General features: G+C 42.4%; 21 protein-coding genes and 1 pseudogene. 11 read left to right on the top strand and 11 right to left on the bottom strand.

Going from position 1 to position 23819, the window contains the following annotated elements; all coding sequences use genetic code 11:
- Window positions 1–116: 116 nt before the first annotated feature.
- The 5 genes from AO382_RS10260 to AO382_RS10245 all read right to left on the bottom strand — a co-directional run bounded on the left by AO382_RS10260 (window position 117) and on the right by AO382_RS10245 (window position 4785).
- Window positions 117–557 (bottom strand): site-specific DNA-methyltransferase, encoded by a 441-nt coding sequence (locus AO382_RS10260; RefSeq protein WP_309544258.1) that lies wholly within the window; start codon window positions 555–557, stop codon window positions 117–119.
- A gap of 2 nt (window positions 558–559) precedes the next feature.
- A complete protein-coding gene (locus AO382_RS10570; RefSeq protein WP_003660722.1) occupies window positions 560–730 on the bottom strand; it encodes a DpnD/PcfM family protein in 171 nt (56 codons plus the stop codon).
- Window positions 717–1496 (bottom strand): DpnI domain-containing protein, encoded by a 780-nt coding sequence (locus AO382_RS10255; RefSeq protein WP_003660724.1) that lies wholly within the window; start codon window positions 1494–1496, stop codon window positions 717–719. Before AO382_RS10255 ends, AO382_RS10570 begins: the two co-directional genes overlap by 14 nt.
- A 161-nt stretch (window positions 1497–1657) precedes the next feature.
- Window positions 1658–1876 carry a DNA adenine methylase gene (locus tag AO382_RS10250; RefSeq protein ID WP_064620924.1) on the bottom strand — a complete coding sequence of 73 codons (219 nt, stop codon included), beginning with the start codon at window positions 1874–1876 and terminating at the stop codon, window positions 1658–1660.
- A 71-nt stretch (window positions 1877–1947) separates the two neighbouring features.
- On the bottom strand, window positions 1948–4785 hold the full coding sequence (locus AO382_RS10245) for a valine--tRNA ligase (protein WP_064620921.1): 2838 nt from the start codon (window positions 4783–4785) through the stop codon (window positions 1948–1950).
- Between the two features lie 418 nt (window positions 4786–5203).
- On the opposite strand from AO382_RS10245, the gene AO382_RS10235 reads away from it, so the two are divergent.
- From AO382_RS10235 to AO382_RS10220, 4 genes are all read left to right on the top strand, one after another.
- Window positions 5204–5818 carry an IS607 family transposase gene (locus AO382_RS10235; RefSeq protein WP_064620915.1) on the top strand — a complete coding sequence of 205 codons (615 nt, stop codon included), beginning with the start codon at window positions 5204–5206 and terminating at the stop codon, window positions 5816–5818.
- Entirely contained in the window at window positions 5815–6267 is a 453-nt protein-coding gene (locus AO382_RS10230; protein WP_258865199.1) for a helix-turn-helix domain-containing protein, read from the top strand. Before AO382_RS10235 ends, AO382_RS10230 begins: the two co-directional genes overlap by 4 nt.
- Window positions 6268–6450: 183 nt before the next feature.
- Window positions 6451–7665, top strand: a complete 1215-nt coding sequence (locus tag AO382_RS10225) for an RNA-guided endonuclease TnpB family protein (protein ID WP_064620912.1) — start codon at window positions 6451–6453, stop codon at window positions 7663–7665.
- A gap of 560 nt (window positions 7666–8225) precedes the next feature.
- Window positions 8226–9683 carry a DASS family sodium-coupled anion symporter gene (locus AO382_RS10220; RefSeq protein WP_201030235.1) on the top strand — a complete coding sequence of 486 codons (1458 nt, stop codon included), beginning with the start codon at window positions 8226–8228 and terminating at the stop codon, window positions 9681–9683.
- An 83-nt stretch (window positions 9684–9766) separates the two neighbouring features.
- On the opposite strand, the gene AO382_RS10215 is transcribed toward AO382_RS10220, so the two are convergent.
- Together AO382_RS10215 and AO382_RS10210 are read right to left on the bottom strand one after the other, a co-directional pair.
- Window positions 9767–10615, bottom strand: coding sequence for a hypothetical protein (locus AO382_RS10215; RefSeq protein WP_064620908.1), 849 nt, complete (start codon window positions 10613–10615; stop codon window positions 9767–9769).
- Between the two features lie 15 nt (window positions 10616–10630).
- Entirely contained in the window at window positions 10631–12478 is a 1848-nt protein-coding gene (locus AO382_RS10210) for a DUF4105 domain-containing protein (protein ID WP_064620905.1), read from the bottom strand.
- A 134-nt stretch (window positions 12479–12612) separates the two neighbouring features.
- Between AO382_RS10210 and ampD the strand changes: the two genes are divergently transcribed.
- From ampD to AO382_RS10180, 6 genes are all read left to right on the top strand, one after another.
- Window positions 12613–13200 (top strand): 1,6-anhydro-N-acetylmuramyl-L-alanine amidase AmpD, encoded by a 588-nt coding sequence (ampD, locus tag AO382_RS10205; protein WP_064620929.1) that lies wholly within the window; start codon window positions 12613–12615, stop codon window positions 13198–13200.
- A 176-nt stretch (window positions 13201–13376) separates the two neighbouring features.
- The gene (gene murJ, locus AO382_RS10200; protein ID WP_064620902.1) at window positions 13377–14927 is read left to right on the top strand and encodes a murein biosynthesis integral membrane protein MurJ; all 1551 of its coding nucleotides are present in this window, start codon (window positions 13377–13379) and stop codon (window positions 14925–14927) included.
- 176 nt (window positions 14928–15103) lie between these two features.
- The gene (locus AO382_RS10195; RefSeq protein WP_064620899.1) at window positions 15104–15619 is read left to right on the top strand and encodes a hypothetical protein; all 516 of its coding nucleotides are present in this window, start codon (window positions 15104–15106) and stop codon (window positions 15617–15619) included.
- A gap of 289 nt (window positions 15620–15908) precedes the next feature.
- Window positions 15909–16232 (top strand): ferredoxin FdxA, encoded by a 324-nt coding sequence (gene fdxA, locus AO382_RS10190; RefSeq protein WP_064611408.1) that lies wholly within the window; start codon window positions 15909–15911, stop codon window positions 16230–16232.
- Between the two features lie 177 nt (window positions 16233–16409).
- Window positions 16410–16862, top strand: a complete 453-nt coding sequence (locus AO382_RS10185) for a CopD family protein (protein WP_064620896.1) — start codon at window positions 16410–16412, stop codon at window positions 16860–16862.
- Between the two features lie 153 nt (window positions 16863–17015).
- Window positions 17016–17540: a protein disulfide oxidoreductase gene (locus tag AO382_RS10180; RefSeq protein WP_064620893.1), complete on the top strand. Its 525-nt coding sequence runs from the start codon at window positions 17016–17018 to the stop codon at window positions 17538–17540.
- Window positions 17541–17610: 70 nt separating this feature from the next.
- On the opposite strand, the pseudogene AO382_RS10175 reads toward AO382_RS10180, so the two are convergent.
- The 4 genes and pseudogenes from AO382_RS10175 to AO382_RS10160 form a co-directional block, all read right to left on the bottom strand.
- Window positions 17611–18926: pseudogene (locus AO382_RS10175) on the bottom strand (MFS transporter).
- A 63-nt stretch (window positions 18927–18989) separates the two neighbouring features.
- Complete coding sequence (locus AO382_RS10170) at window positions 18990–19811, bottom strand: thioesterase family protein (protein ID WP_064620890.1); 822 nt, start codon at window positions 19809–19811, stop codon at window positions 18990–18992.
- Window positions 19812–19889: 78 nt separating this feature from the next.
- Window positions 19890–21590 carry an AMP-binding protein gene (locus AO382_RS10165; protein ID WP_064620887.1) on the bottom strand — a complete coding sequence of 567 codons (1701 nt, stop codon included), beginning with the start codon at window positions 21588–21590 and terminating at the stop codon, window positions 19890–19892.
- A 76-nt stretch (window positions 21591–21666) separates the two neighbouring features.
- Window positions 21667–22317, bottom strand: coding sequence for a TetR/AcrR family transcriptional regulator (locus tag AO382_RS10160; protein ID WP_064620884.1), 651 nt, complete (start codon window positions 22315–22317; stop codon window positions 21667–21669).
- Between the two features lie 294 nt (window positions 22318–22611).
- Between AO382_RS10160 and AO382_RS10155 the strand changes: the two genes are divergently transcribed.
- Window positions 22612–23784, top strand: a complete 1173-nt coding sequence (locus tag AO382_RS10155; protein ID WP_064620927.1) for an isovaleryl-CoA dehydrogenase — start codon at window positions 22612–22614, stop codon at window positions 23782–23784.
- Window positions 23785–23819 lie beyond the last annotated feature (35 nt).

Raw genomic sequence — 23819 nt, 5'->3', positions numbered from 1 at the left:
GGGGATTGTTGGGGGTTAATCCGCCAAATTATTGACATACATAATGCAAAAAATACTTGTATTAACGTACACTACAATTCTCCTTGATTGCCATTTCTATGGCTTTTCTTCTATGGTTAAATCACACTGATTTGTTCACGAATTTTTTGTTTAAATTCGTATTTTGATTCAAGTGTCATTGTTTGATAACGCCTTTTTGATAGTTTCAAAAATTCCAATTCTTGTTCAATGCCGACATATTTCCTATCAAGCAATATTGACGCAATACCTGTTGTACCAGAACCTGAGAATGGATCTAAAATCAAATCGCCTTTTTGGGTAGATGATAATATAATACGAGATAAAAGCCCAAGTGGTTTTTGAGTAGGGTGTTTGCCCTGTGTCTTTTCCCAGCTACCCACCGCAGGCAATCGCCATATGTCTTTTTGTTGTTTGTCGCCATTTAGTTTTTTCATCAAATCATAGTTAAAATAATGTGGTATCTTAGAATGTTTTCTTGCCCAAATTATCCATTCACTTGAATAAGTAAAATAACGGCAAGAGAAATACGAAGTAATTTTTAATCAGAAACATCATCAAATTCCACCAAAACAAAATCACCCCAATCCAGTACAATATCTTCATTTTGATAGGATTCTTGTACGATACGAATGGCTTCATCAATGTTACTTGCTTGAATCTCAATAATTTTTGATAAAGTCTCTTGAAGTTGTATTTTATAGGTTTGCATATTTTACCTTTTTATATCGACCACGGGCAACGAATTCAATCAATCCTTTATCTCTTAAAATTTGCAACTGCTGTCTAATTTTATCTTTAATAAAGTTATTGTTTGGGTATTTTATTTTTAATATCTCTTCAAAATCATAAATATCTTTTAGGTTAAAAGTATCTTTTGAAATACTATCTATACACATCATTATGTCCAATATCCAACCTCTTGACTCTATATTCTTAGTGCGAATAAATAAGGTATTATTAAAATGTTCTTGCACCAAATTTTGATTAATTATTTGAGAATTTTTGACCAAAAAAATTTTACCAAAATCAACAACATTGGATATATCAATATTGCATCCAACCCAGCCTGCACGCCTTGCATTGGGCGATAAAGGCTTTCTTTTGATAATAATACTTGGAGTAAAAAATTGTTTTGGTATAATCAAAAAATCATTAACTCGCCACTGTTTATCATAAGTTAAGAAGAAAAAGTTTGGGCTGTTATTAGCGTTGATACGCTCTATCATCGTTGCATAAGCACCGTCTGTTATCACATTGGGCAAACGACCATTTTTACTTTTTAACTCAAATTCTTCGAGGCAATTTTGACAGTAAAAATCAGCAACAGGTCGATTGTTTTCAAATTCAGATAATGGCAGATTTCCGCATTTGGGACAATATGAGTTATTCAACACCCAATTTTCAGTTAAAACTCTTGCAATTTGAGCCTTACTACTGTATTCATTTGCTAAGTTTTTATCAAAATATAAATTCATCGTCTTTTACATGCCCTATACTCTCTTTATCTTTTTATAGCATCTACCCATATCCAATCTAATTGAATGTCATTTAACAAACATCACAATCCACTAAATTAAAATGACAGCCAAATAAAAATAATAAACCCAATACTTTGTTTATCTTTTAAAGATTAGAGCTAATGTGGGTAAACATTGATTAAATCAGCATTGTAATCATTGATAATGAGTTGTTTAAGGCATGGCAAATCGGACAATGCCCACAAGGACACTGCCCCACCACCAACAAAAGGTTCTACCAAACAAAAATCTTGTGAATGGGCATAATCAGGCAAGCGTTTTTTAATTTCACCAAGCAAAGAATTCTTACCGCCCGCCCATTTTATAAAAGGTTTCATTTATTTCTTCATCATTAATTGGTATATTAGGCAAATAGATTATAAAAATAATCTATTTGCTGTTATTAGAATTACAGGCTTTGCAACGCCCCCACCTGCTTATCCACCTCTTTAATCTGCCCTTCTAGCTCCGCTAGTTTAGCTCGCTCGGCTTCTACCACTGCCGCAGGCGCTTTGGCGATAAAGTTGTCATTGGACAGTTTTTTGTTAATGGCATCTGCTTGGGTTTGCAGTTTATCACGCACTTTATTTAGGCGGTTTAGTTCAGCGGTCGGGTCAATCAAGCCTTTCATAGGGACAAGCACTTTCATTTGTCCAACCATGCCAGATGATGATAATGGCACCTCTTCGCCAGTTTTGACAATCGTTAGGCTGTCTACTTTGGCAAGGGTTTTAAATTGATTGTCAATGCGTGCAAGGCTTGCTTTTTGTTCATCGCTTGCCCCTTGAATTAGCACAGGCAGACGCACGGCATTGCCCAGTTTCATCTCGCCACGAATGTTTCGCACCGCACCGATAAGGCTTTGTAGCCATGCCATGTCGCTTTCGGCTTGTTCGTTGATTTTGCTGTCATCGCACTTGGGGTAGGTGCTTAGCATGATACTCTCGCCACCCTTACCCAGTAGTGGCGTGATGGTCTGCCACAGCTCTTCGGTGATAAAAGGCATGATAGGATGAGCAAGGCGTAGAGCGACTTCTAGCACAGACAGTAGCACACGGCGGATTTCTGACTTTTGTTCACCACTGACAGTAGGGTCGTTTAAGACAGGCTTGGTCAGCTCCAAATACCAGTCGCAATACTCATTCCAAATAAAGTCATAAATCGCCTGTGCCGCCAAATCCAAGCGATAGGTCTCAAACGCCAGTGCCACTGCTTTTTCACACTTTTGTAAGCGGCTGACAATCCACTGCTCAGGCAAGCCCCATAAGTCTGGGCGAGGTTCTGTGCCAATCGCTTGCTCTTGGCAATTCATGAGCACAAAGCGGGTGGCGTTATAGATTTTATTACAAAAATTGCGATAGCCTTCCACACGTTTTAAATCAAAGTTGATGTCTCGCCCTGTGCTGGCTAGGCTGGCAAAAGCAAATCTCAGGGCATCTGTGCCAAAGGCAGCGATACCGTCAGCAAACTCTTTGCGAGTGGCTTTTTCAATTTTGGGGGCGTCTTTGGGGTTCATGAGTCCCGTGGTGCGTTTGGCGACCAGACTTTCTAAATCAATGCCGTCAATCAAATCCAGTGGGTCAAGCACATTACCCTTAGATTTGCTCATTTTTTGCCCTTCGCCGTCACGCACAAGCCCATGCACATAAACAGTTTTAAAGGGCACTTGTGGCTTGCCGTCTTTGTCTTTGACAAAATGCAGCGTCATCATAATCATTCGAGCTACCCAAAAGAAAATGATGTCAAAGCCAGTAACCAAGACGCTTGTTGGGTGGAATTTTTGTAAGATGTCATTGTCAAAATCTTTGTCGGTACCTGTCCAGCCAAGCGTACTAAATGTCCATAACGCCGAGCTAAACCACGTATCTAGCACATCATCATCTTGGCGTAAGGGGGTATCGCCCAAGTTGTATTTGGCACGCACTTCGGCTTCATCACGCCCCACGTAGATGCCACCTTTATCATCATACCACGCAGGAATGCGATGACCCCACCACAGCTGACGGCTGATACACCAGTCTTGAATATCACGCATCCATGCCATGTACATATTGGTGTACTGTTCTGGCACAAATTTGATGTCGCCGTTTTGCACCGCTTCAATCGCTGGTTTGGCAAGGGTTTCAATCGCCACATACCATTGGTCGGTCAAAAGTGGTTCAATGACTGTACCAGAGCGGTCGCCATAGGGGCGTTTTAATTCGTGGGGTTCTACTTTTTCTAAAAAGCCGTGCGTTTCTAGGTCGGCAATGATTTTTTTACGAGCGTCAAAGCGGTCAAGCCCTTGATAAGCAGGCGGACAATTTTCGTTCATCGTGCCGTCAAGGTTCATTAGGTTAATAATCTCAATGTTTTGGCGTTCGCCGACTTCGTAGTCATTAAAATCGTGGGCAGGGGTAATTTTTACGCACCCTGTACCAAATTCAGGGTCAGGATAAGGGTCAGCCAGCACAGGAATGACACGGTCGGTCAATGGCACGTGAACCATTTTACCCAAAATGTGCGTATATCGGCTATCATCAGGGTGTACTGCCAAACAGCCGTCTGCCAAAATGGTCTCTGGGCGAGTGGTGGCAATGTGCATATACTTGCCGTCAAGGCTTGCTCCATTGGCGTCCGTTTGCCCAGCGGCAAAAGGATAGCGAACGTGATACATAAAGCCTTTTTCATCACGATTTTCCACTTCCAAATCACTAATGGCGGTTTTTAATTTACAGTCCCAATTGACAAGGCGTTTGCCACGATAAATCAAGCCCTCATCATAAAGCCGCACAAACACTTCTTTGACCGCTTGCGACAGACCGTCGTCCATGGTAAAGCGTTCACGAGACCAGTCCACGGATGACCCCAAACGGCGAATTTGGCGAGTAATGTTGTTACCTGACTGCTCTTTCCACGCCCAAATCTTGTCAATGAACTTCTTGCGCCCCAAATCATGACGGCTGATACCTTGTAACCCAAGCTGACGCTCCACCACCATTTGTGTGGCGATGCCAGCGTGATCGGTGCCAGGCTGCCAAAGCGTGTTGTAGCCTTTCATGCGATGATAGCGAGTTAAGGCGTCCATGACGGCATTGTTAAAGCCATGTCCCATGTGCAAAGAGCCTGTGACATTTGGCGGCGGCAAAACGATAGAAAAGGATTTTTCATTATCAAAGGCGGGCTTAAAATAGCCATGATTTTCCCAAGTCTCGTACCATTTTTGTTCTAAGGCGGAGGGGTCGTAAGTAGTAGGTAAGTTGGTCATAAAGTGCCTTTATAGATTTGATTTAATAAAAAAGATAAACTCCTAATTTTACCTTAAAATAGGGGATTATGAAAGGAGTTATCAATAAAGTTGCTAGAATTGACTTCTGTTGGCTATCTGCTTACACAGCAGCTCTTAAACGATAGCCAACAAGTCATGCTAATCCATTCAAATGGCTGCCTAGCCGAGCTCTTGCAGGCTTATGGACTTAGACTGGTATGTCAAGGATTATCTAAACAGAAAATAAAAAAATCCCAACGTCAATATCGCCGCTATAAGCCATTTGAACGCCACACTAAACAGCCAAGCCCCACCCACAGCCAGCCAACTGTTTTCGCCACGTCTGATGATTTAACACCTTGGTCAGGGCTTTGAACTGTTTCTTGAAATCTAACTAAATCTATCTTATAACATCCAAATGAATAGATTAATTAGTATCAACGAAGCTTCCAAACAACTTGGCGTGTCCATCTCAACATTACGCAGATGGGACGAAAGTGGTGTGCTTGTTGCCCAAAGAACACCTAAAGGACACAGACGTTACGATATTAGTAAAATCAACCCAAACCTACTGCATGGCATAGGCAACAAAGACCGAAAAACCATTGCCTATGCACGAGTATCAAGCCACGACCAAAAGGACGATTTAGAGCGTCAAATCCAAGTTTTAGAACTCTACTGTGCCAAACAAGGCTGGACTTATGAGATCGTGGGTGATTTAGGTTCTGGCATGAACTACCATAAAAAAGGACTTAAACAACTGCTTGACGGCATATTAAACAATAAAATTGGCAGATTGGTTTTAACCCATAAAGACCGCCTATTACGCTTTGGTGCAGAACTTGTCTTTGCTATCTGTGAAGCAAGAAACGTTGAAGTTATCATCATCAACCAAGGCGAAAACCCATCCTTTGAAGAAGAGCTTGCTCAAGATGTGCTAGAAATCATTACGGTATTTTCAGCAAGACTATATGGCTCACAAAGTAAAAAAAATAAAAAACTGCTTGAAGCCGTTAAGGCAGCATTGGAATGACGGTTATTCGTGGACACATCATCCGACTTGACCCAACCAATAAACAAGCCACACATTTTAGCAAGGCCTGCGGTGTCGCACGTCTAGCCTATAATTGGGCGTTGGCAGAATGGAAAAAGCAATATGAACAAGACAAAAACTACCGTGATGAATGTCAAGCAAACGGCATAACCATTGACGAAAACCGACTTAACAAACCATCACAAGGTAAACTAAGAAAACAACTTAACGCCATAAAACGTGAAAAATACCCATTCATGCTAGAAGTTACCAAATGCTCCCCACAACTTGCTATTATGCAACTAGGCGATGCCTTTAAACGCTTTTTTAAAGGCGAAAGCAAATACCCCCAATTTCGCAAAAAAGGCGTAAATGACCGTTTTAGCCTATCCAACGACCAATTTAAACTTAAAAGTAAAAATAACAAACCACACATTCAAATCCCCTGATCGGCAAGTTTTTTTCATACTCACTAGCGTTTCACGTCTTCCATACTTCCAAACTTTCATCCCCCCCTCACAAGGATACCCCTTGCTTTAGCTGGGGGGGGGAATTGTGGTCATTCTGTTTTTTAATTGTTTACTCACTAATTATTTGCTATAATACACTTAGTGAAATAAAGGTGATATTGTATGCAAACTTCTGTCGTTACCGCCAAAATCAAGCTGTTGCCATCTGATGAACAGATGGTCGCATTGGCACAGGTGCGTACATTATACACCAAAGCTTGTAATTGGTTATCTGCTAAAGTTTATGAAACAAAGGAACTTGGTCAGCTTGCCTTGCATAATGCTTATTATCAACAAATGCGTACCAAGCTTGGCATTAAAGCCCAAATGACACAATCGGTTATTAAGACCGTTATCGCCCGCTACAAATCCGCCAAATCAAACAATCATCCTTGGTCATTGATTGAGTTTCGTGCCGAAGAATGTGATTTGGTATATAACCGGGATTACTCGTACAACCGCAAGAAAAGAACCTTTAGCATCGGCACAGTTGCAGGTAGAACCCATATTAAGCATACCACAGGTAAAAATGAGTTCTTGGACAACCTAAAAGACAAGGACAATCCATCAGGTTATGTCATGGGTACAGCCAAACTTTGGCTTGACCGTAAAGGTCAGTGGTTTATCTTGGTGCCAATGACTAAGGAGCTACCTGAGTTTGACATCACCCAAGATGCCACCAATGTCATTGGTGTGGATTTAGGATTAAACTTTATTGCCACCACCTATGACAGCAAAGGCAACACCAAATTCCATTCAGGACGGGTTGTTAAACACCGCCGAGCAGAATGTAAAGCTACTCGTAAAGAGTTGCAGCGTAAACAAACCCCATCTGCCCGTAGCCGTCTAAAAAGCTACGGCAGTCGAGAAAACCGTTATGTGACTAATGTTAACCATCAAATCACTAAGGCACTCGTAACAAGCCACCCAAAAGGCACAGTATTTGTTTTAGAAGACCTAACTGGCATCCGACAGGTGACTGAAAAGGTGAAACTAGAACACCGTTATGTACAGGTATCTTGGGCTTTTTATCAATTCAGGCAAATGCTTGAATATAAAGCCAAACAGCATGGCCACTCTGTGCTTATCGTTGATGCCGCCTATACATCACAAACCTGTCCTAAGTGTGGCAATGTACATAAATCCAACCGTCACAAGAAAGAACACCGCTTTGAGTGTCGTGCTTGTCATTATAGGTCCAATGATGACCGTGTTGGTGCTATGAACTTACACCGCAAGGGTATTGAGAAAATCAGCGAACTCTCAATCCTAAGCAGTACTCAACAGGCATGTCCTATTGAGCAGGGGCAAGGTCAACTGTCCCAAAGCCTTATCTAAGGCGGATATTACCACACTGATTGCCCCTTGCTAAAGAAACAGCAATACCAAGCAATCAGCATAAAGGTAGGAGCTTGCCAAAGTGCAGCCATGTGGCATAAAAGCGTTCGGACTATTGGTGAGTGATAAGCTTAATTAAGCAAGCCTGCGCCTTTAGGCGTGGGTTGTTGACATACGATCAAATTTTTGCCAAACAAGCTTAAAATCCTTGCCGCTTCTATGTTGATTCAATATTTACTGGGTTATAATTGGTTGATAAATTGTCTATGCTCATGGGATAACCCTCTGATGATTTATAATAAAAAATGACATTTAATCAACTATTTTACCGTAAATTCGCCAGTTTGTGGGGATTTTCATGGGAGAATTTATCAGATGGATGGTATTTATTTACCCAATGGTTTAACTGATATCATTTTAATTTATGACTTTTTATTAAACTATTATTATCGTATAATAAAATTAAAATAATTTTAAATTACTCAAAAATAATTAAAACACCTGTACTGTGGTTTTATATTCACTTCTACAAATAAATAGGTATAAAAATGTCTGTGAAAATCGGCTTTAAACCCATGCCATTAATCATCGCCATTGCCCTTTCGGTGACGATTCTTTTAATTCCGACGCCTGAGGGTGTGACTGACCAAGCTTGGAATTTGCTTGCGTTATTTGTTGGCGTGATTGCTGCAATTATTGGTAAAGCAATGCCCATTGGTGCCTTATCAATCTTGGCAATCACTTTGGTCGCTGTTACAGGTATTACAGTGGCTGATGGCGGCAGTGCTAATGATGCCATGAAAGATGCATTATCAAGCTTTGCCAATCCACTGATTTGGCTGATTGGGGTATCTATCATGATTTCTCGTGGTTTGCTTAAGACGGGCTTGGGTGCGCGTATTGGTTATGTATTCATTGCCATCTTTGGTAAAAAAACCTTGGGTATTGGCTATAGCTTGGCTTTTAGTGAGCTCATCTTAGCGCCTGTGACGCCCAGTAATACCGCTCGTGGTGGTGCAATCATGCATCCGATTATGCGAGCAATTGCCGACAGTTTTGACTCATCACCAAGTAAAAACACTCAAGATACGATCGGTAAATACCTTGCTTTGGTTAATTATCACAGTAACCCCATCAGCTCAGCAATGTTCATCACCGCAACAGCACCGAACCCATTGGTGGTGAATCTCATCGCCGAAACTTTGGGCAGTGAGTTTCGCTTAAGCTGGAGCCAATGGGCTTGGGCAATGTTAATTCCAGGTTTGGTGGCATTTGCCTTGATGCCTTTGGTGCTGTACTTTGTCTCTCCACCCAAAATTAAAAATACACCCAATGCGGTAACATTTGCCAAAGAAAAACTGTCTGACATGGGTGCAATGAGCCGAGATGAAATCATCATGTTGGCGATTTTTGCCGTTTTATTACTATGTTGGGCAGGCGTGCCAAATTTATTATTTAATTTCCCCATTAATGCGACCGCTACCGCCTTTATTGGTTTAAGCTTGCTACTCTTGACAGGCGTGCTGACTTGGGAGGATGTGACTGCCGAAAAAGGTGCTTGGGATACGATCGTTTGGTTTGCAGCTTTGATTATGATGGCGACATTTTTAAATAAGCTTGGATTGATTACATGGTTTTCATCCAGCCTTGAAACACACATCGCAAGTTTGGGTTTGGGTGGCTTATCGGCAGGTCTTTTATTGCTTATCACATATATGTATTCACACTATATGTTTGCCAGTACGACAGCATACATCACCGCAATGTTTGGTGCATTTTTATCGGCAGGTGTCGCCTTGGGTGCGCCACCAATGCTATTTGCCTTGCTGATGGCGGCGGCATCAAGCATCATGATGACTTTGACGCACTATGCCACAGGCACCTCTCCTGTGATTTTTGGATCAGGTTATACCACTTTGCCAGAATGGTGGAAAGCTGGCTTTGTGATGAGTGTGGTTAATATCATCGTGTTTACCCTGATCGGCGGTCTGTGGTGGAAAGTGTTAGGTTATTGGTAAATCCAAATAAAAAGCGGATATTAATCCGCTTTTTTATGGGAAATGAATGGCGTTTTAGATACCAAAATGGTATAAATAATCGACTAAGATCTGATCAAGTGTGCAATCACAGCATCGTATCCTATCTGATAATTAGGATAGCTTAGCCAGTTGGTATTAATATTTGCAATAATCCGTTTGCCACTTGGCGGATCAAAGATAGGTGTGACAGATGGGTAATTCATACTTTTTGCGATATGTTCAAGCACCTCAAAACTTGTCACAGGTGTATTATCTGTCGCAAGGTACAACGACTTGGGGCAATCACTCACCAAAATTTGATACAAGCAGTTTACCAAATCGCTATCCATGATGCGGTTGGTATAATGATGGCGTGGAATGCCAACCAAATGGGCTTGGCGTGCCTGCTCAATGAGTCTTATGCTATTTTTATGATAAATGCCACCAGCACGCACAATAATGGCACGCTTGCCAAAGGTTTGCCAAAGCAAATCTTCGGCATCTTTTAATATCTGAGCGGTATCAGTGATAGGCAGTGCAGGCGTGGTCTCATCAATCCACTCGCCTTGGTTTTGACCATAAACCGATGTTGATGACACAAATAACACCTGCTTAAGCTTTTGCTGCCACCCACATGACTGATTTGCCAAATCTACAATATGCTGACACACTGCCAAATAGCTTTTTTGATAATCCAAAGCCGACGCTCGCCCCATGTTTGATGGCGTGATAATGATGGCAAGATGCGTGGTATCTTTGACATCATCCAAGGTCAAAGTCTTGGCGTCTTTTTGTAAAAAATGAATATCTTCAGCCAAAGTGCCATATTCATGCAAGCGTCTAGCCACGGTTTTGACAGTATGAGATTTTGCCAATCTGATTGCCAAAGGCTTGCCGATATTGCCTTGACCAATCACTAAATAATTTGCCATTTTAAAATGCCTTTGTTAAAAATACCTTTGTACCGACAACATCGCTTGAGTTATATAATCACTGTTTAGTTTTTCACGCTGAGCAGTCAGACGCACGGCATGATAAGGTGCAATATCTGCTTGTATTCCAACACTCAAGGCAGGCTGTAGATAGCCTGAGCGCATGCCTGGTGCGTCATCAGAATGATAATAATAAGGCAATGATACCTCCACCAAGCCGCGCAGCCGGTCTGTGGCATAATGTACACAGCCCAAATCAGCGCCAAGCCCAATGCGATAGCCTTGATTGATCCGCCCTGCTTGGACACCCCCTCCTGCCAATGCATAGCAGGTGGTGTCAGCGATCTCGCCGCTGCCTGGACGCGGCTGACCAAAATTCCAAGCTTTGCCTTTTTTAATTTGTACATCAAATACCAAGTGATCGTTATTAGCCTCATTTGACGCATCAATGACCTGCGTCAAGCCCACGCGAAGTGCTGATGCTTGACCCACGCCTTTTTTGGCAGTGGCGTTATTTTTGGCGGTATTTGCCGGATTAAGGCTTCGGGTTGAAAAGATGGTAAAATCTTTGATCTTAACCTTTTGATCATCAGCGATTACCTCAAGTGACATCGCCTGCAAATCAAGCAAAGGACGCACTCCGTGTGGATTATCCAGCCAGTCTTGATACGCAGTGTTTAATTGAATGCCATAAACCGCGCGATCATCCAGCCGAGTATCCATCCCAGCACCGACACCGATACGATGCACTGGCATTGAGTGGACAGGATTATTACGGCTAGGGACGATATGATCAATATCAAAATCTTCGCCATTATTAAGCTTAGCTTGCCTAATGGTTGAGTTTGAGGGGATAAATTTTTGGTCTGTCACCATGCCTGCCTGACTTAAAATCGCTGCAATGCGTGAGGGAATGACAACATTACCGATATCAGCTTGTACATGCCCTTTAGGACGAACCACATCAATCAATCTGACAATTTCGGTCGCACAATTATCATGCGTAAAAAAATACGGACGCTTCATCTCTTTAACCTCCCAAATATGACGGACAATCTGCGTCACTTCTTTGGGTGTTAAATTCAGACTAAATTGCCACAAATCTCGTTCGTCTTTGACCAAATAATCATCTGCCTTTTTTTGATAAGGCATAATTTCCATCACACCCAGATAACCTCCGATGATGGATTTGGCTGTTGAGACGAGGACGCCATCAGCTTTGTTGGGCTGTACAGTGTAATTAATCGCCGTGGCGGCTTTATCTTCATCTTGTCCATCATCGACACGCATCAGTACATGGGCAAAAGCAGAAGCAATGTTATTGGGGTGCTCTTCAGCAAAAATCAGCGACAAACGCTTAGCATTGAGTGTACCTGCAAAGGCATGAAAATCGCTGCACTGCCTATCATCAATACCGCTATCAATATCTTGAGCTGCCAAAACTTGGGTTAAAAAGTGCGTCCGTGCAACAAAGCGGCATATCGCATCACTATCACCTCTTTGCATGGCGGATAATGTGGCGATAAGTTCAGCATGGGCATCATGACGCCCATTTTGTGCCAAAAAAAATTTAGGATTATCAATACTGCTGTTATCATGCTCAACAGGCGTATCTTGAAATAATAACAGCCGCCGCCAGCCCACCGATTGACTGATACTTTGTAAGGCTTTATCACTTAGTCCATAAGGATTCATCATCTGATCGGCTTTTGTATCAACAAAGCCATCTTGTCTGCTAACAGCGTTTGGCTTGATTTGAGCGGCATCAGTGATGGTATTGGCAGCATAAGATGGCAAACTCATCACAAATGGCAGTATAAAGATGCCCGAAGATATGGCACTCAATTTGGTGGTATGCTTCATACTATCTTCCAAAATCTCAATAATACGGCTTATTGTAGCACAGCTTAATCCCAGCAATTGACTGTTTTTGAACTGTTTTTGACATGATTAATTATGCTAAAATAATTTTATCATCAGTCAAATCGGTCTATCTTATGTGTTCAGCTTTTGTGATACAACATGGAATTTTACAGGGTGCGACATTCATCCAATCTGAAAATTTTAATGCTCGTCCTGCTGACAAAACAGGTCTCATAACAGGCATTGTTATTCACAATATCAGTCTACCCCCTTCACAGTTTGGGCAAGTCAATGCCGACGGCGTGCATCATGTCAAGGCTTTTTTTCAAAATCAGCTCAACCCCAATGATCACGCATACTTTCAAGACATTCATACACTCAAAGTCTCTGCACATTTATTCATCGAACGCAATGGCAGCGTCACACAGTTTGTCAATTTTAATGATCGTGCGTGGCATGCGGGACAATCTACCTATTTGGGTCGTCAAAACTGCAACGACTTTACCATTGGCATTGAACTTGAAGGGGCTGATGATATACCCTTTGAAGCTGCCCAGTATCAAGTTCTTGGTCAAATCATTGTTGCTATTTATGATGCTTATCCTGCCACACGCCGCCATTTAATGGGGCATAGCGACATTGCTCCCCACCGAAAAACTGATCCAGGTAAGTATTTTGACTGGCAAACGCTGCGTGCTTTGGTCGCTCAAATGATGATTTAAGCGGCTTGTCAATTCAGCCAAGGCTCTTTGAATTCATTAAATCAATCAAGTCATGATCGCTTGACATCTTAGCTTACAAAATTTTTATCGCTTTTATGGACAAAGTATCCAAGAAAACTGAGCAAATTAGTTAAAAACCAAGTAGAATAACACATTTTTGATAAGTTTATATTAAGATGGCAAAATCTCGGCTCTTTCGCTCCACCGTCATTGTCAGTTCCATGACCATGCTTTCTCGTATTTTAGGTTTAATCAGAGACATGGTTTTGATGAGTGTTTTTGGTGCTGGTGGGTTGATGGATGCCTTTTTGGTTGCCTTTAAAATCCCCAATTTTTTACGCCGTCTGTTTGCCGAAGGGGCATTTTCCCAAGCCTTTGTTCCTGTGTTAACAGAGTACAAAGAAGCACGCACCTTAACTGAGGTGCAACTGCTGATTGCTCGTGTCTCTGGCGTATTATCCTTGGTGCTGCTTGTCTTGACGGTGGCGGTCATCTTTTTAGCACCTCAAGTGGTGTATTTATTCGCACCAGGTTTTGCCGATGATCCCCAAAAGTTTGGTACTGCCACTGAGCTGCTACGCTTGACTTTTCCTTATTTATTATTCATCTCCATGACCGCATTTTTTGGTAGCATTCTACAAAGTTATGGCAGATTTGCAGCACCCGCCTTTGCCCCTGTATTACTAAATCTTTGTATGATTGGCGGTGCATTAATATTAGCACCGATGCTTGATAAGCCAATCATGGCATTGGGTTATGCCGTCGCAATTTCAGGCATTTTGCAGCTACTCATACAGTTGCCGCAGCTTTGGCAACAAAAACTACTTATCCCACCCAGTATCAGCTTTAAAGATGAAGGCGTTAGGCGTATTTTAAAGCTAATGCTGCCTGCTATTTTTGGGGTATCCGTCACCCAGATTAACTTATTATTAAGCACCGTATTTGCCTCATTAATGATTGCAGGTTCAGTATCATGGATGTATGCCGCCGAACGCTTAAGTGAATTGCCATTAGGACTCATTGGTGTGGCAATTGGTACGGTAATTTTACCAAGCCTATCATCAAGTCGTGCCAAGTCAGATGATGAAAGTTTTCGCCAAACGCTAGATTGGGCAGCTCGCTTAATTCTTGTCATTGGTATACCAGCCAGCCTTGCGATATTTGTTTTATCAGATATCTTAATGGATGCTTTGTTTGTGCGTGGTCAATTCACCCACCAAGATGCCTTGATGAGTGGTATTGCTCTAAAGTCTTTATCAGGTGGAATCTTAGGATTTATGCTCATTAAAATTTTTGCCCCTGCATTTTTTGCAAATCAGGACACCAAAACACCTGTTAAAATTGGCATCATTTCAGTATTTGCTAATATGATTTTTAGCGTCGTATTTATTGGGCTATTTTATTTAATGAAACTGCCTTTACATGGTGGATTAGCCTTGGCAACCACAGCAGCAAGTTTTGTTAACGCAGGTCTACTTTATGCCGTTTTACATCGCCGTGGTATCTATCGTTTTGGCACTCACTGGAAAAAGATGATACGACAATTTGTGATTGCCAATCTTGCCATGGTGATTAGCTTATCTGTCATTTTGCCCTTATATCCAATTGATGCTAATCACTGGCTAAAAATTGCCATCTTGCTGGGCATATGCGGTTTTGGGGCAATCATTTATGGTATCGCACTACTCATCACTGGCTTTCGCCCAAGCCAGCTCAAGCATGGCTGACCTATAATGATACATGATACCCTACCGTACCATTGACATAAGCAATACAAAGCATACAAAAAAAATTACTTGTAACTTTTTAGAATTATCGTAAAATGTAACTATTAAGATGACACATATATAAAATAGCCATTACAGCTACCGCATTCACATTCAATTACTCAAGGAAAATAACCATGTCAACGCCTGTTAGTCAGCCTGTCGCTTCTCAAATTGACCCTACCTTAGATTTAGAAAAAATCCGTTCTGAGTGCCAATCTTTGGCCAAATCTCGAGCCAAAGTCTCAGCAGGTGCTGCCGTCATTCCCTTGCCATTTTTAGATGTTGCCGTTGATGTGGCAATGCTAACTAAGCTATTACCTGAAATCACCGAACGCTTTGGTCTAAAAGATAAAGCCAATTTAGATACCTCAACCGAAGAAGCACGCAAGCAGAATATCAAAGATCGCATTGTCTCTGTTGGTGGCTTGATTGCTGCTCGTGGCGTCGTTAATAAGACCATTCAAGGCTTTGGCGGACGCTTTATTGGTAAGCAAGTCAGTAAGTTTATCCCGTTGGGCGGCTCGATGGTTGCAGCGACTTTGGGCTATATGATTTTTAAGAAAATTGCTTTTGATCATATCGAAGAATGCTATAAAATTGCCAAGCAATCTCAACGCCAAGAGGCAAGCTCACAGGATTTTAACGCTTAATTGATATATCCAAGATATTCATTTTAGTTTATCTAAATGATTATGATTCGTATCATCAAAGCTCTAAGCGATATTTATTTGCAATCGCTTAGAGCTTTTGCTTATTTTGGAAATCTTTTTTCACTTTTGGCATAATAAATACCAGACTTTTATTTGAGAAAATCTGATAAACAGGCTAAAATAGTCTTGATTTGGACAGCTGTCCATTTTGTGCTTTTTTTGTCATTCTTTAATTTTTTATTCCTACGGGCAGCAATTCACCGCCCCAGCCAATCGCTAAGGTAAGAACATGACTTTTGTTGTAACTGATAACTGCATCCTCTGTAAATATACCGACTGTGTTGAAGTTTGTCCTGTTGATTGCTTTTATGAAGGTCCTAATTTTTTGGTCATCAACCCTGATGAATGTATTGATTGTGCTTTGTGTGAACCTGAATGCCCTGCCAATGCCATTTTCTCTGAAGATGAAGTTCCAAGCGGTCAAGAAGAATTTTTAAAAATTAATGAAGAGTTATCCGCTGTTTGGCCAAACATCACTGAGAAAAAAGACGCCCTACCTGACTACGAAAAATGGGATGGCGTTAAGGGTAAGATTCAGTATTTAGAACGCTAAATCTACAATACCATCATTTAAAAATAATTCATAAAAAAGATGGCTTGTAAAAAAATATGACTGGTATCTCGTGTTAATACCGCACTTTATCATCATAAAATTTATGCTCATAAGACGCACAGTATCAGTATTTGTACTCATAAGCAATGATTTAATCAAATTTTATCAAGGCGATTTATGAACTTTTGGTTATTATTTTGGCATATTTTGGGTGCCTGTATTTGGGTTGGTGGTCATTTATATCTGTGTCTGTGCATATTACCCAAGGCTGTGCGTCATCAGGACAGCCAACCCATCTTAAACTTTGAAAATAGTTTTGAAAAATTGGGCATGACTGCTTTGGTTGTGCAGGTCTTGACAGGCTTTTATATGGCACACAAATATTTGCCCAGCTTTAGTATGCTCACTGATTATCATAACCAAATTTCAGTACTGATTAGCATGAAAATCACATGGCTAATATTCACCATACTGACGGCTTTGTCCGCTCAACTTATCGTCATTCCAAGATTAAAAAAAGACTTGGGTAATGCTAAGTTACGCCATATATTTGCTGGACATATTATCTTGGTAACCGTATTGGGGGTGGCATTTATGACAACTGGGGTATTATTTCGGACAGGGTTTTAATATCAGCCGATGATTGTTAAGAATAGAGCTGATGGTGCTGCAGATAACTCGTTATCATACCAAATTCTCATTTTAGTCGCTTGTTAAATCAGTTAGCACAATCGTTAATCAATGCTTTAAAATAAGTCAGGCTTATCACGATAAAATATTATGATGAATATGCGTTTACCAACCTTGCCCATGATATTAAAATCATCATTAGCGATATTTAAATATCTGGTATTATTTCTCATCATTTATCTGTTGATTAACTGGTTGCGTCAGCCTATCATGCCCGTTAAACCCAATTTACAATTAAAAGATTATCAAGGCACTGCCATTGATATTGCTGCCATCAGCCAAGAATCACCTGTCTTGATATATTTTTGGGGAAGCTGGTGTCATGTGTGTACCATCACCTCACCTAAAGTCAATCAACTACACCAAGATGGTTATTCTGTCGTCAGTATCGCTGTCAAATCAGGAGATGACGCACAACTTGGTCAATATTTACAAAGACATCAATATCATTTTACGACTATTAATGATACCGATGGACAAATATTCGCCAACTGGCAAGGACAAGTGACGCCATCGTTTGTTATTTTATATCAAGGAAAGCCTGTACAGCGATTTACAGGCATCGCACCGCTTTGGTCGCTGAAGCTAAGAATGCTTTGGGATCGTGTTCAACAATAAAATCTCCAAAAGAAGTAAAAAACAAAAACACCCCAAAATCGGTCTTTGGAGTGTTTTTTGAATGATCTGATTAAGCGCGTTTTAGGACTGCCATCGCCAAGGTAGCGATCAAAGCAGGAATACCGATTGCCAATAGCATACCTGTGGGAATCGGACCGACAATGGCACCGATGCGGCTCACCGCTGAGGCACACCCAATCCCTGTCGTGCGAATATTAAGCGGATAAAACTGCGCCAAGTAGCTATATAACAAAATGGAAGTGCCAATCGTCGTCGCGCCTGCCACAGCCACCAGCGAGTATAGAATGATCGGAGGTGAGTTGGTCGCCAGCGCAGAGATAGAAAGCGTAGCCAAGGCACACATGGTCACGATGACAGGTTTTAAGTGGAATTTATCAGCCAAAATACCACCGCCAATCGCGCCGATCATCGCGCCGACATTTAAAGCAAACAAGAACAAAATACTTGCGCCCAATGAATAACCTGCCGATAGCATCAGTTTTGGTAGCCAGCTTGACAAAGTATAAGTCATGAGCAAGCACATAAAAAATGCAATCCAAAACATGAATGTCCCAAACGCACGACCTTCAGTGAATAGCATTTTGAATGATGACTGACTGCCCGACCCTTTGGTGACAGGCGCAGCTTCATTTAGAACAAGCTGAGTGTTATCCGTAATCGGTACATTGGGCGCCAGCTTTTTCACGATATGGCGTGCTCTGCCCATTTGGTTATCTTTTACCAAGTAAGTTAGTGACTCTGGTAAATATCTCCAAATGATCGGAAAGCCCACCAGCGGAATACCTGCCAGATAGAACATGATCTCCCAGCCATAGTCCTTGACCAAAAAAGAGCCTAATAATGCCGAGATGATACCGCCAACAGCATAGCCACTAAACATGATCGAAACCATGGTGGCACGCGATTTTTTGGGAGCATACTCTGAGGTCAAGGCGACTAAGTTTGGCATCACACCGCCAATGCCCAAGCCTGCCAAAAATCTTAAAATCGCAAACTCAGTTGGCGACGGTGCAAATGCACCCAAAAAGTAAATCCACTAAAAAATGCCGTACAGATCATGATGACTTTTTACGTCCGATGCGGTCAGCTAAAGTACCAAAGAACATCGCACCAAACATCATTCCTGCCAATGCTGAACTTGCCAGCATACCTGCTTCAGTGGGAGTGAGCGACCACTGCTCCATCAATAATGGCAACGCCACCCCATAGATCACCAAATCATAGCCATCAAAAAATAATGACCAATAAACACCAAAACAGCACTTGCCAATGAAATGGCTTAAACGTTGCGTTATCAATTACGTCATTGACATTAACCGTGTCTGCGTGATCGACCTCTTGCGCCTGATAACTGATATTCGTCATACACATCTCTCCTTGTCCATGTGACGATTTTCCATAAATAAATGCGTCAGGCAATTTGGCGATTTATTTTACCAATTGCCGAACCGTTAATATTTGTTCGCTGTGACCAAACACCCCTTTTTCGTCATGCAATACACTACTGGTAAGACCCACGCCATCTTCACTGATCTGCTGCGTGCTCTGAAGCCCAAGCCATCTCCCCTCAGGGGCTCTGAGCAAATGAATCTGCAAATCCACATTGGGAAATGCCCACTCAATGCTATCAGGCTGATAAATCTTGGGCGCAATGCCGTTGGCGGTGTCAACCAGACCCATCAGGTGGGCAAAATCTGAAGTTGGCAGTACTTGACCTTGATCACTCACCAGCTCCACATCAGTATTAATCCACACGATCCCTTGACCACTGCGATTATTGGGATCGGCTTTGGTATAGATCGTATTGATATATCCCCCGCCCCAGCGGCGCATACCGTCCCAATCAGGCAGCTCATCAGGCTTTAAGATATCAGCATCTTCAAGCCCTGCAACCGCCTTGGTATCATGAGTCTGTAAGCGCCATGCTCGAGCAACGATACAGACTTTGTCTGGTGTATGCAAGGTCGATTCGATCAATTCAATGGTACGACCAGAGCGAACGACTTTGGTGGTGATGGTAAATTCACCAAAATGGATGATGCCAAAAATATCAAGGCTGATACGCACAATGCGCATGTCCTGCCTAGGCATGAACGCTTCAAGCTCGGTCGTCAAAAGCCCTGTAGCAGGCGCCATATGCTGCTCATTTGGGTTCCAAGCGCCTTGGGCATGGATATGGCAATCATAATGCACCACCACTTTATCATCGGTGATTTGGCGGGATTTTAGGGTGTAATAACTTTCGGTCACAATATCTTCCTATTGAGTGATAAAATACTCAGCCATCAAAGCAGCGCCTTGATATGGCTGAGTTTGACTTAATATGAATTATTCGTAATCAGAATCTGTGCACAGATTCAACACTTCACACATCTGCTCTCTGAGTTTGAATTTTTGGATTTTGCCAGAGGCAGTCATCGGAAACTCAGTGACAAATTGCACATAACGCGGAATTTTGTTGTGCGAAATTTTATCTTTACAAAATGCGCGAATCGTGTCGCTGTCGCAGGTGGCGTGTTCATTTAGGATAATACAAGCGCACAGCTCTTCGCCATATTTAGGGTCTGGCACGCCCACCACCTGCACTTCGCCAACCGCAGAATGCTTGTATAAAAAGTCTTCAATCTCTTTGGGGAATAAATTTTCACCGCCGCGGATCACGATGTCTTTGATGCGACCTTTGATTTGTACATAGCCATCGTCATCGACTTTACCGATATCGCCTGTATGCATCCAGCCATGATTATCAATGACTTCGCGCGTTTTTTCGGATTCATCCCAGTAGCCTACCATCACTGAATAGCCGCGCACACAAATCTCGCCCAACGCACCCACAGGGACGATACTGCCATTTTCATCAACAATCTTAATCTCAACATGCGGATGGATGTGACCCACAGTACTGACGCGCTTATCAATCGGATCGTCCACTCGGCTTTGTAGGCTGACAGGCGATGTCTCGGTCATGCCATAGCAAATGGTAATCTCGCTCATGTACATACGCTCCATGACGCGGGTCATGATTTCTTTTGGGCACGGTGAGCCTGCCATGATGCCTGTACGCAAGGTCGATAAATCAAACTGATCAAAATTTTCTTGCTCAAGCATATTAATAAAGATGGTCGGTACGCCATACGCCGCTGTACAGCCTTCATTTTCAATAGCTTTTAAGGTGTCTTGAGGGTTGAAGACCGAGCTTGGATATACCATGGTCGCCCCATGCGAAACCGCCGCCAAATTCCCCATCACCATACCAAAGCAGTGAAACAGTGGTACGGCGATACAGATTTTATCATCTTCGGTCATGCGGATGCCTTCGCCCACAAAATAGCCATTATTCAGGATATTATGATGGGTGAGCATGGTACCTTTGGGATTACCTGTAGTGCCTGAGGTGAACTGAATGTTGATGACTTCGTCAAACTGCAGTGAGTTGGTCAGCATATGCAGCTCATTGATCTGTTCACGCGTCGGCGTATCTAGCAAATCATAAAATGAATAGCAGCTTGGTAGAGGATTTTCTGACAGCTTAATGATTGTCTTAAGCTTAGGTAGGCGTGCACATTCCAAAGACTTATTGGTCTGCTCATAGATTTCAGGTGCAATCTCGCCAAGCAGTTTTTCATAATCTGTGGTCTTAAAGGCATCTGCGATGATCAAACCTTCACAGCCGACCTTGTTAAGCACATATTCGATCAGCTCGGTAGATTTGTAAGAAGGGTTTAAATTCACCAAAATAATGCCGGTTTTAAAGGCGGCGAACTGTGCCACCGTCCACTCCCAGCAGTTCGGCGACCAGATGCCCAAACGCTCGCCTTTTTTAAGCCCAAGCTCAAGCAATTGACACGCCAGCGCATCAACTTTTTCTTGCAGCTCATGATAAGACAGGCGCTTGTTTTGATGGCAGCTGACCAGCGCTTCTTTGTAAGCATAGCGCTGGCAAGCCTCATCAAAAACCGCACCGATGGTCTGACCGATCAGCGGCTGGCTACTGGTGCCTGACAAATAGCTGGATTTAAATCTTTGCATGAATCACACTCCTTTGACTCTATTCACCGATTTTGATCGGCTCAGCACTTCCTTGATACTGCTAAAAAAGTCGGTTTTAGGTGACCAAAACCTTCGCTGAACTCAAACAAAAATCAGCAACTTCTTGGCTAAAATACGCTCGATACCCTTCTGGATTTTGAGTAATATTAGGGGTATCAAGCGAGCTATTTTGATTGGCGTTTAATGGCTCAATCACTGAATACGTCATCGCGCCAACAATACACAGCGCCCCAATTTTAATGTCATTGACCATAAACACGCCTGCGCACTTGCCTTCGTGTAAAATGCGCTCAATCGGTTTTGCGATATTGGCTTTAACAACCATGCGAGCTTGGATAAATTCGGCATCATCCACAGGCTCAAGCATCAACGAATACGCCATGTGCGGATCATTGAGCGCACGCTTGACAAACACGCGCACTGCATTATGTAGCTTATCTGCCACCGCTAAATCGCTGTCGGCGATGTCATTTAAAATCTGAACCTCTATGCTGGCAACTTCATTAAGCACATTAATCATCAGCTGGCTTTTGTTCTTAAAATAGCGATAAAGCAAACCATTGGAGACGCCAGCAGTCTCTGCAATGGTCGTAATTTGGGCATTTTTAAAGCCACCTTCGCCGATCAGTTGTTTGGCCGCCCCAAAAATGGCTTTTTTATTTTGCTCGATGCGGTGCTGCATCAGCTCAGATCTTTTGTAGGTCATGATTCATTGTACCACTTTAAAATGACTTGTAAACCATTTTTTGAATTTTTATTCACTTTTTTCAAAAAAGGGTGTATGATACTCACAAGCCACCCAAAAATGGGTCGCTTGGATGGGTATATTATCGCATAAATCGCAAGTTATGTATGCCAAACATACTAATATAATGCGCCATCTTTATGCACCGCCCAAAATTTATCACTGATGGGGCATGTATCAGATCATCAAGCCAATGAAATTGAATTGATTGTATGTGCCAAGCATGATCTACAAACGTTTGAAAAAGGAATTACGATGAGCTACAAAACCTTAGATTTTGGATTGGATGATACTTTGGTCGCACTTCAAGATGCGGTGCGTGCATTTTGTCAAAAAGAGATCGCCCCCCTTGCCGAAGAAATTGACAAAGAAAACCACTTCCCTGCCCACCTTTGGAAAAAACTTGGCGACATGGGCTTGCTTGGCATGACTGTTTCTGAAGAATACGGCGGCGTGAATATGGGTTACTTGGCACATATGATCGTCATGCAAGAGATCTCTCGTGCTTCGGCGGCGGTCGGTCTGTCTTATGGCGCGCACTCTAATTTATGCGTTAACCAAATTTTCCGTAATGGTAATGATGAGCAGCGTCAAAAATATCTACCAAAACTGATCAGCGGCGACTATGTGGGTGCGCTTGCCATGAGCGAACCAAATGCCGGCTCAGATGTGGTGAGCATGAAGCTAAAAGCCGAAGACAAAGGCGATCATTATGTGCTTAATGGCTCAAAAATGTGGATCACCAACGGTGGTGATGCTGATGTCTTGGTAGTCTACGCCAAAACTGATATCAATGCAGGTCCTAAGGGTATCACCGCATTTTTGATCGAAAAAGACATGGCAGGATTTAGCCACGGCACGCACTTAGATAAGCTTGGTATGCGCGGCTCAAACACTTATCCGATTTTCTTTGATAATGTTCAAGTGCCCAAAGAAAATGTCTTAGGCGGCGTCGGTAATGGTGTCAAAGTACTGATGAGCGGCTTGGACTATGAGCGCGCTGTGCTATCGGCAGGTCCATTGGGCATCATGGATGCGTGTATGGATGTGGTGATTCCTTATATCCACGAGCGCAAGCAGTTTGGGCAATCTATCGGCGAGTTTCAGCTGATCCAAGGTAAGATTGCCGATATGTACTCAACCCATCTTGCCTGTAAGGCTTTGGTGTATGCTGTCGGTCAAGCGTGCGATAAGCTTGATCATGACCGCAGCTTGCGTAAAGATGCTGCCAGCGCCATTTTATATGCTGCCGAAAAAGCCACTTGGATGGCAGGTGAAGCCATTCAAATTTTGGGCGGCAATGGCTACATCAACGAATTCCCGACAGGTCGTCTATGGCGCGATGCCAAGCTGTACGAAATCGGCGCAGGCACATCTGAGATTCGCCGTATGCTGATCGGTCGTGAGCTATTTAGCGAAACGGCATAAGGTCTACTTAAGCTGGTTTTGCTTATTTCAAAATG

This window comes from Moraxella catarrhalis, from assembly GCF_001656295.1.
Classification (GTDB): Bacteria; Pseudomonadota; Gammaproteobacteria; order Pseudomonadales; family Moraxellaceae; genus Moraxella; species Moraxella veridica.
This window is presented reverse-complemented; position numbering and strand designations above follow the sequence as displayed.